Here is an 8,779-nt window from a genome sequence, read left to right as displayed (position 1 = left end):
GGCGTACACCACCCGCTCCCCCTCCCCCATCGGTACGGCCGGCAGGTCGTGCAGCACGCCCCCGACCTCGGTCAGCAGAGCCGCCAGAGCGGCCCGGTCGGTGTCCGCCTGAACCGTCAACAGCCACTCCACGTTCGCCCTCCTCGGTGTCGTCCCCGGGGCACACCGCCCGGTCACGGGCCCCGGCGGTGTGCCGGGGCCCGTGACCGTGACCGATCCTCCCGGTCCCCCTCAATCCTCCTCGGTCATGGCGGCGTAGGAGGCCGCGACATCGAGTACGCCGCGTCCGTAGCCGGGGTCCCACTCGGCCTCCCCGGCCGGCTTCGCCCCCGAGAGCAGGATGCGACGCAGGTCGTCCGGGGAGAGGTCGGGCGCCGCGCAGAGCAGCAGGGCGGCCGCGCCGGCCGCCAGTGGGGCCGCGGCCGAGGTGCCGCTGTCGTAGGGGGCCTCATCGGTACCGCCGGGACGGTCTGGGCCGAAGTTGGCGAAGAAGTGGGTGAAGGCGGCCAGGTCCGGCTTCTCCCGCTCGAACATGCCCGGCCCCTGCGATGAGTAGCCCACCCGCTCGCAGCGGCTGTTGACCGCCGCGACGGTGATGACCTCGGCGAGGCTGTTGGAGGCGTGGATCGAACGGCCGGGGCCGGTGCCGCTGGGGTGGCAGGCACCGCTGGCGCACTGCTCCCCGCAGTTACCCGCGGCGAAGAAACAGGCGACCCCGGAGGCCACCACCTCACGGACCTTGCGGTGCAACGGGTGGTCGATGTCGTGGATCTCGTGCCGGGGATTGGTGCGACGGTCCGGGACACCGACGAAGCCGTAGCTGTTGGTGGTCAGGTGCGGGGTGCCGTCCCGACGCCGCCGGTCGAGGACGGCCTGGAACATCGCGAGCGCGCCCCCGGAGTCGGGCACGCCGAGGAAGGGGTAGTCGTACAGCCGGGCGTCGGGGGCGGCGACCAGCACATCGGCCGCGCACATCGAGCCGTGGCTCGTCACGGGGGCGGTGCCCGGTTGGCGCGAGCCGCCCTCGGGCGCGAACCCGCCCGCCACGGGGTAGGTGTCGCCGTCGATGCCCTCGTCGATGATCCCGACGATCACGTCCTCGCCCCGGAAGCCGGCCTCCCAGAGCGCCCCGACACCCAACGCCTCGCGGATGGCCTCGATCTCCACCGCCTCCCGGAAGGGCCGGCAGTCCACGGCCGAGGGGGCGCGGGCGGGAGCCGGGATACGCCCCTCGGTACCGCGCAGGAGATCGGGCTCGGCGCCGCGCAGCAGGTGTTGCGGGGAGTTGGGCCACACACCGAGCACGCCGTCGCGCCCGCGCAGCTCCTCCAACCTCGACTCCTCCACCTCCGCCGGGACCACCAGGGAGGTGGCGGCCAGGTCGGCGGCGGTCTCCGGCCCGGCGAAGGCGCGCAGCGAGCGGGGCACGGCCGGGTCGGCGGCTCCCGGTGGTCCGCCGAACAGGGGAATCGGACCGGCCGACTCCGAGGGCTCGACCCCGAGACCCGCGACCGCGCCCAACGCGCGGTCGAGCTGCCGACGGGCGCTGTCCGGGGAGGAGGCGGCCTCGGCGAAGGCCGCGAATCCCTCCCGGTGATCGTCGGCGGTCACCTCTACGAGCACCCGGGTCCTGGCCATGGTGATGGTCTCCTCGCTCCTCGGCATCGGCCCTCGCCCCGGTCGGGACGGGCCGCGCGGTGACGCGCGACCCGGTTCCTGCCCGATCCGCGCGGCGGGAGCGCCGTTCGGTGACCCGATCCACTCGTTCGAGGGGCGTTCTTCACCCTCGGGAGTGATGAAGGAACCGGCCGATCCGGGAGTTCCCCCTGCGGGTTCTCCCCTGTCGAAGGGTGGGGGGACAGGAGAGAACGGGAGAGAAGAGGCATCGGGAAGGGAGTGGATCTCCCGGGCCATCTGCCGGGTTGCGTGGCGGTGTCCGCGGAGTACGGAACGGACTGCCTCCTCACGGTTGAGGAGCGGGATTTCCGCAGGATCCGCCCTCTCACCGGGCACGCCTTCTTCCGCCTGTTGCCCGCGGACGGCTGAGCCGGACATTCGGCGTCATCGCCCCCGCCCGTCGTTCCCGCTGCTGTTCGTGAAGGATCTCCGTGTTCCGGAGCCGACCCTCCGAGGTCCGGGGCGCTCCCGGATCAGCCGCCTACCGGACGGGCGAAGTTCTCCTCGCGGAGGAGGGCCGGGAGGCGGGCGCGGAGGATGCGGTCCAGTTCGCGGGCGGCCCGGGGTGGGGAGACGTCCGCGCGGTGCGCGACCGCGATCGTGCGGTGCAGACCGGGCGGGGCGAAGGGGGTGGCCCGCAGTCCGGAGCGCGCGGCCAGCATCCCCGGTACCACGGCCACTCCGAGGCCGGCCCGCACCTGGCTGAGCACGGCGTCCATCTCCCCTCCCTCCACGCCCACGGTGGGCTCGAAGCCGGCCGTGCGGCAGGCGGAGACGACGACCTCGCGCAGTTCGTAGCCGTGGCGGTGCAGGACCAGGGGGCGGCCGCGCAGGTCGGCCACGCGGATGTGTTCGCGCAGCACCGGGGGCGGGCCGGTGGGGGCGGAGACCACGACCAGTTCCTCGCGGAGCAGGTCCACGGCGGTCAGCGCGGGGGCGGGGCCGGTCAGCGGGGTGATGAGAAGGGCGAGGTCCAGTTCGCCGTCGGCCAGCACCCGCACCAGGTCGGGGGAACCCCCCTCCCGCAGGTGCAGCTCGACCGCCGGGTAGCGGTCGCGGAAGTCCCGCAGGACGTCGGGGACCAGGCTGGTGCACAGGCTCGGGGGCGCGCCCAGGCGCACCCTGCCCCGACGCAGGAGCGCCACCTCCTGCACCTCGCGGCGGGCGGTCTCGGCGTCGGCGAGGATGCGCCGGGCCAGCGGCAGCAGTGCCTCCCCGGCATCGGTGAGGGAGATGTGGCCGCGGGCTCGGTGGAAGAGCTCGGCGCCCAGTTCGCGCTCCAGGGCCCGGATCTGCTGGGAGAGGGAGGGCTGCGCCACGTGCTCGCGCCGGGCGGCCCGGGTGAAGTGCCGGGTTTCCGCGACGGCGGTGAAGTAGCGGAGCTGCTGGAGCTGCATGGTGTCAGCCTAGGCGGCCCCGAGCACCAATAATAGGCTTTTCCTATCGAGATCAGCCGCGTTGCGTCTTGGACGAATGACCGGGGCGTTCATACCGTTGGATGTCATGGCATCGGCGACCGACACGGGCAGACGCCCGTCCTCCCTGCGCGTCCTCTGGCGCTCCACCATCGGGAAGAAGACGGTGATGGCGGTCAGCGGCGGAATCCTGCTGATCTACCTCATCGTCCACATGCTCGGCAACCTCAAGATCTTCGCCGGCTCGACGAGCTTCAACGACTACGCCGAGTGGCTGCGCGTCTTCGGCGAGCCCGCGCTGGGCGAGGGATGGCTGCTGTGGGTCGTGCGGGTGGTGCTGCTGGCCGCCGTGATCGCCCACATCGTGGCCGCCTGGCAGCTCAGCCGGCTGGACATCCGGGCCCGCCCGGTGAAGTACGACCACGGTCGGCGGCGGGCGACCTACGCGACCCGCACCATGCGCTGGGGCGGCGTGATCATCGCGCTGTTCGTGGTCTGGCACATCCTGGACCTGACCACCGGGCACGTGAACCCGCTCGGCGAGGAGGGCCGGCCGTACGAGAACGTCGTCGCCACCTTCTCCACCTGGTACGGCAACACCATCTACATCGTGGCGATGCTCGCCCTCGGCCTGCACATCCAACACGGCTTCTGGAGCGCCGCCCAGACGCTCGGGGTGAACCACCCGCGACGGGACCGGGCCCTGAAGGCCACGTCCACCGGCCTCGCGGTCGTGCTGACCGTCGGCTTCGTGTCCGTCCCCATCGCCGTCATGACGGGAATCGTGAGCTGAGATGACCACCACCGAACAGCCGCCCGGCGGCGGCACAGCCTCCCCGACGGGTACCGGTTCGGGCACCCACACCGACTTCACCGTCGGCGAGCCGGTCGCCGACACCCGCGCCCCCCTCGACACGCCGATCGCCGAGCGGTGGCGACAGCGGACCTTCGACGCCAAGCTGGTGAACCCCGCCAACCGGCGCAAGCACTCCGTCATCGTGGTGGGCACCGGCCTGGCCGGCGGCGCCGCCGGCGCCACCCTCGCCGAGCAGGGGTACCGGGTGTTGCAGTTCTGCTATCAGGACTCCCCCCGGCGCGCCCACTCCATCGCCGCCCAGGGCGGCATCAACGCCGCCAAGAACTACCGCAACGACGGCGACTCCGTGTACCGGCTGTTCTACGACACGGTCAAGGGCGGCGACTTCCGCGCCCGGGAGTCGAACGTGCACCGCCTCGCCGAGGTGTCGGTGCAGATCATCGACCAGTGCGTGGCCCAGGGCGTCCCCTTCGCCCGCGAGTACGGCGGCCTTCTGGACACCCGCTCCTTCGGCGGCGTGCAGGTCTCCCGCACCTTCTACGCCCGGGGGCAGACAGGCCAGCAGTTGCTGCTGGGCGCCTATCAGGCGCTCTCGCGGCAGATCGCCGCCGGCCGGGTGGAGATGCACCCGCGCACCGAGATGCTGGACCTGATCGTCGTCGACGGGCGGGCGCGCGGCATCGTCGCCCGTGACCTGCTCACCGGTCGTATCGACACCCACTTCGCCGATGCCGTGGTCCTGGCCTCCGGTGGGTACGGCAACGTCTTCTACCTGTCCACCAACGCCAAGAACTCCAACACCACCGCGATCTGGCGGGCGCACCGACGCGGCGCGTACTTCGCCAACCCCTGCTTCACCCAGATCCACCCCACCTGCATCCCGCGCTCGGGCGACCATCAGTCCAAGCTGACGCTGATGAGCGAGTCCCTGCGCAACGACGGTCGCATCTGGGTGCCGAAGCGCAAGGGTGACGACCGGCCGCCCCGCGAGATCCCCGAGGAGGAGCGGGACTACTACCTGGAGCGGCTCTACCCCTCCTTCGGGAACCTGGTGCCCCGCGACATCGCCTCCCGGGCCGCCAAGAACGTCTGCGACGAGGGCCGGGGTGTGGGCCCCGGCGGCCAGGGCGTCTACCTGGACTTCGCCGAGGCGATCGAGCGGATGGGCCGGGACGCGGTCGCCGCGAAATACGGCAATCTCTTCGACATGTACGAACGGATCACAGCCGAGGATCCGTACGAGGTGCCGATGCGGATCTATCCGGCCATCCACTACACGATGGGCGGCCTGTGGGTCGACTACGACCTGCAGACCTCGGTGCCGGGCCTGTTCGCGATCGGTGAGGCCAACTTCTCCGACCACGGCGCCAACCGATTGGGGGCCTCGGCCCTGATGCAGGGCCTGGCCGACGGCTACTTCGTGCTGCCGGTCACCCTCGGCGACTACCTGGCCCGACTCGGCGGCGTGGAGAAGGTGGACGCCGACCACCCGGCGGCGCAGGAGGCCGTCTCCTTCGTGACCGACCGGCTCTACGCACTGCTGTCCAACAACGGCGATCGCACGCCCGACTCCTTCCACCGCGAGCTGGGCACCCTGCTGTGGGACGAATGCGGCATGTCCCGCAACGAAGCAGGGCTGCGCAGGGCGCTGGAGCGCATCCCCGCGCTGCGCGAGGAGTTCTGGGAGCGCATCCGGGTCCCCGGCTCCGGCGAGACCCTCAACCAGTCCCTGGAGCAGGCCAACCGCATCTCGGACCACATGGAATTGGCCGAACTGATGTGCCTGGACGCCCTGCACCGCACCGAATCCTGTGGCGGCCACTACCGCGAGGAGAGCCGCACCCCCGAGGGGGAGGCCATGCGTGACGACGACGCCTTCTCCTACGCCGCCGCCTGGGAGTACACCGGTACCGGCAGCGCGCCGGTGCTGCACCGCGAGGCGCTGGAATTCGCCTACGTCCACCCCACCCAGCGGAGCTACGCATGACGCTGATGAAGCTCACCCTGCGCATCTGGCGACAGGCCGGCCCCGACGAGCCGGGGGCCATGACCACCTACGAACTGGACGGCGTCTCCCCCGAGATGTCCTTCCTGGAGATGCTCGACACCCTCAACGAGCGGCTGATCGCCGAAGGACGGGAACCGGTCGCGTTCGATCACGACTGCCGGGAGGGCATCTGTGGCTCCTGCGGCATGGTGATCAACGGCGACGCCCACGGTCCGGAGCGGACCACGGCCTGTCAACTGCACATGCGGTCCTTCTCCGACGGCGATGTCATCGACATCGAACCGTGGCGGGCCGGGGCCTTTCCGGTGATCAAGGACCTGGTGGTGGACCGCACCGCCTTCGACCGGATCATCGGCGCCGGCGGATACATCACCGCGCCCACCGGCAGCGCCCCCGAGGCACACGCCACCGCCGTGCCCAAGGAGGCCGCCGACCTGGCCTTCGAGAACGCCGAGTGCATCGGCTGCGGCGCCTGCGTGGCCGCTTGCCCGAATGGCTCGGCGATGCTGTTCACCGCCGCCAAGGTGACGCACCTCAACGCCCTGCCACAGGGCGGCCCGGAGCGGGAGTCCCGCACCCGGGAGATGGTCGCGGCGATGGACGCCGAGGGCTTCGGCGGGTGCACCAACGTCGGCGAGTGCGCCACGGCCTGCCCGAAGGGCATCCCGCTGTTCAGCATCACCCGTATGAACCGCGAGTACCTGAGGGCCCTGCGCAAGGGCTGAGCCCCCCCTCGTACCGGTTCCGTCCCCCACGGCCCGGTCGGTTCCACCCGCTCCCCCGGGAACGGCGACGGCACCGATCGGGCCGTTCGCCGTGGTCGACCCGCGGAGCACGGGGAGCCATCGCCGTCCCCCCGCGGTGTTCAACCGGCCCGGACGACCGAGCACGACGGGAGAAGACCGTCCCCCGGCCGGCTGCTGTCATGAAGGCCGGACCCGGATCGAGAGGACGCGTCATGGCTACCGGCACGATGGCACCACCCGAAACCTCCGAGGTCAATGCCCTCAACAGCAGGTTTCACCGCACGGCACTGCAGATCTTCCTGGTGATCGTGCTGGCGCACTGGGCCGAGCACGTCGTGCAGGCGATTCAGATCTACGTCCTGGGGTGGCCCCTGCCCGAGGCCCGTGGGGTGTTGGGCATCCCCTTCCCCTGGCTGGTCACCTCGGAGTGGATGCACTACGGATACGCCCTGATCATGCTGGTGGGATTCCTGCTGTTGCGGCCGGGTTTCACCGGATCGTCACGCATGTGGTGGAACATCACCCTGCTCATCCAGGTATGGCACCACTTCGAGCACCTGATACTGCTGATGCAGGCACTCATCGGCACGAACCTGGCCGGCCGGGAGGTCCCCACCAGCCTGGTGCAGCTCCTGGTGCCCCGGGTGGAGTTGCATCTGCTCTACAACGCCCTGGTGACCCTGCCGATGATCGTCGCGATGGTGCTGCACAGTCGCCCGGCGCGGGGAGTCGCCACCCGGTGCTCCTGCGCGCCCGGTTGGTGATCACCGACGGGAGGCCGTCCCGGCCGCCCCGCAGGCCGCCCTCCCGGCTCACCTCGGCGGTACTGCTCCTCGCCGCCTGCCTGGCGCTGTGGGCCTCGGTGCCCAACGTCGGGCAGGCGGTGCGGGCGGCGACCGCCCACGGGGCCCCCGGGACCTTCACGGTCCTGGGCTTGGAATGCGTGTCCCATCCGGGGCACGAGAGTTGCCTGTGGTCGGGGCGCTTCGACGCGGCCGACGGCTCCCCCGGTCGCACCGGGGTCACCCTGTACGGCAGCGGACGCGAGGGCTTCGAGGTCGACCGCTCCGTGGCCGCCGTGGACATCGGCCACGGCGACCGGGTCTATCCACCGAGCGGTTCCCGGGAGTGGATCGGCACCGCGCTGCTCCTGGTGACCGGCTACGGGTTGTTCCTCCTGTTCGCGAAACGCCACCTCATGCCTCCGCCCGCGCGGAGCGGTCCCCGGGGCGAGCGACCCTCCGGCCCCACCGCCCTTCCCGGGGACGCCCGATCTCCCGACCACCGACCGCCGGCCCGGATCCCGGCCCGGGCCGGAGCACCGACGCGACGATGAGCACCCCGCCGGCGTCAGGAGAAGCCGCCGTTGCTCTTGATCAACTGGCCGTTGATCCACGCCCCCTCGGGGGAACAGAGGAAGTCGACCAGGTGAGCGGTGTCGCGCGGGGTGCCGAGGCGACCCGCCGGGGTGTGCTCCGCACACTCCCGGCGCGTCTCCCCGCTCATCCAGCCGGTGTCCACGGGGCCGGGGTTGATGACGTTGGCGGTGACGCCGAGGTGGGCGAACTCGTGTGTCGCGGCGAGGGTGATGCGGTCCATGGCGCCCTTGCTCGCGCCGTAGGGGAGATTGCGGACGGTGTGGTCGCTGGTGAGGGCGATGATCCGACCGGTGCCGGAAGTGCTCCGGAAACGCCGGCCGTACTCGCGGATCAGCAGCCAGGTCGCCCGGGCGTTCACCGCGAAGTGCCGGTCGAAGCTCTCCACGGTGGTGGTCAGCAGGTCCGAGTCCACCGACTCGCAGTGACACATCACCAAGGCGGTCACCGGGCCGAGCCGGCGCTCGGTCTCGTCGAGGACCCGGGCGGGGACCTCCGGGTCCTCCAGATCGGCCTCGATCGTCGCGTGCGCGGCGCCGTGCCCATCGAGATCGGCGGTGATCACCTCCATGGCGTCGGTTTCCGCGCCCCACGGCATCCGCTCGTCGTAGGGCGACCAGTGGGTGAGGGCGAGGTCCCAGCCGGAGGCGGCCAGGCGGCGGGCGATCCCCGCCCCGATGCCGACGCTCCGCCCCACCCCGGTGATCAGCGCCACCGGCCGGGCCACGGGGGGTGAGGGG

8 protein-coding genes are annotated in these 8,779 nt (G+C 71.5%); 5 read left to right on the top strand and 3 right to left on the bottom strand.

All coding sequences use genetic code 11. The annotated features are described in order from the left end of the window. Window positions 1-231: 231 nt before the first annotated feature. Window positions 232-1,665: a S8 family serine peptidase gene (locus tag FNQ90_RS27080; protein ID WP_323379797.1), complete on the bottom strand. Its 1,434-nt coding sequence runs from the start codon at window positions 1,663-1,665 to the stop codon at window positions 232-234. 485 nt (window positions 1,666-2,150) lie between these two features. Continuing rightward, window positions 2,151-3,074: a LysR family transcriptional regulator gene (locus tag FNQ90_RS05945; protein ID WP_182605297.1), complete on the bottom strand. Its 924-nt coding sequence runs from the start codon at window positions 3,072-3,074 to the stop codon at window positions 2,151-2,153. Window positions 3,075-3,180: 106 nt separating this feature from the next. Between FNQ90_RS05945 and FNQ90_RS05940 the strand changes: the two genes are divergently transcribed. The 5 genes from FNQ90_RS05940 (at window position 3,181) to FNQ90_RS05920 (ending at window position 7,999) form a co-directional block, all read left to right on the top strand. Next, on the top strand, window positions 3,181-3,885 hold the full coding sequence (locus FNQ90_RS05940; protein ID WP_182605296.1) for a succinate dehydrogenase: 705 nt from the start codon (window positions 3,181-3,183) through the stop codon (window positions 3,883-3,885). Window position 3,886: 1 nt separating this feature from the next. Then, a complete protein-coding gene (locus tag FNQ90_RS05935; protein ID WP_182605295.1) occupies window positions 3,887-5,896 on the top strand; it encodes a fumarate reductase/succinate dehydrogenase flavoprotein subunit in 2,010 nt (669 codons plus the stop codon). A gap of 5 nt (window positions 5,897-5,901) precedes the next feature. Next, the gene (locus FNQ90_RS05930; protein WP_182605299.1) at window positions 5,902-6,642 is read left to right on the top strand and encodes a succinate dehydrogenase/fumarate reductase iron-sulfur subunit; all 741 of its coding nucleotides are present in this window, start codon (window positions 5,902-5,904) and stop codon (window positions 6,640-6,642) included. Window positions 6,643-6,875: 233 nt separating this feature from the next. Next, window positions 6,876-7,427, top strand: a complete 552-nt coding sequence (locus FNQ90_RS05925; protein WP_182605294.1) for a hypothetical protein — start codon at window positions 6,876-6,878, stop codon at window positions 7,425-7,427. Further along, window positions 7,403-7,999 (top strand): ATP synthase subunit B family protein, encoded by a 597-nt coding sequence (locus tag FNQ90_RS05920; RefSeq protein WP_182605293.1) that lies wholly within the window; start codon window positions 7,403-7,405, stop codon window positions 7,997-7,999. Before FNQ90_RS05925 ends, FNQ90_RS05920 begins: the two co-directional genes overlap by 25 nt. A 14-nt stretch (window positions 8,000-8,013) precedes the next feature. Here FNQ90_RS05920 and FNQ90_RS05915 read toward each other — a convergent pair whose 3' ends face one another. Further along, window positions 8,014-8,766: an SDR family oxidoreductase gene (locus FNQ90_RS05915; protein WP_182605298.1), complete on the bottom strand. Its 753-nt coding sequence runs from the start codon at window positions 8,764-8,766 to the stop codon at window positions 8,014-8,016. Window positions 8,767-8,779: the final 13 nt, after the last annotated feature.

It is taken from the genome of Streptomyces alkaliphilus, assembly GCF_014141535.1.
In the GTDB taxonomy this organism is placed as follows: Bacteria; Actinomycetota; Actinomycetes; order Streptomycetales; family Streptomycetaceae; genus Streptomyces; species Streptomyces alkaliphilus.
This window is presented reverse-complemented; position numbering and strand designations above follow the sequence as displayed.

Bases quoted from the DNA above. Each gene is read 5' to 3' on its own strand.
- FNQ90_RS05925 (WP_182605294.1), top strand. From the start codon at position 6,876: ATGGCTACCGGCACGATGGCACCACCCGAAACCTCCGAGGTCAATGCC.
- FNQ90_RS05930 (WP_182605299.1), top strand. From the start codon at position 5,902: ATGAAGCTCACCCTGCGCATCTGGCGACAGGCCGGCCCCGACGAGCCG.
- FNQ90_RS05945 (WP_182605297.1), bottom strand. From the start codon at position 3,074: ATGCAGCTCCAGCAGCTCCGCTACTTCACCGCCGTCGCGGAAACCCGG.
- FNQ90_RS27080 (WP_323379797.1), bottom strand. From the start codon at position 1,665: ATGCCGAGGAGCGAGGAGACCATCACCATGGCCAGGACCCGGGTGCTC.
- FNQ90_RS05935 (WP_182605295.1), top strand. From the start codon at position 3,887: ATGACCACCACCGAACAGCCGCCCGGCGGCGGCACAGCCTCCCCGACG.
- FNQ90_RS05940 (WP_182605296.1), top strand. From the start codon at position 3,181: ATGGCATCGGCGACCGACACGGGCAGACGCCCGTCCTCCCTGCGCGTC.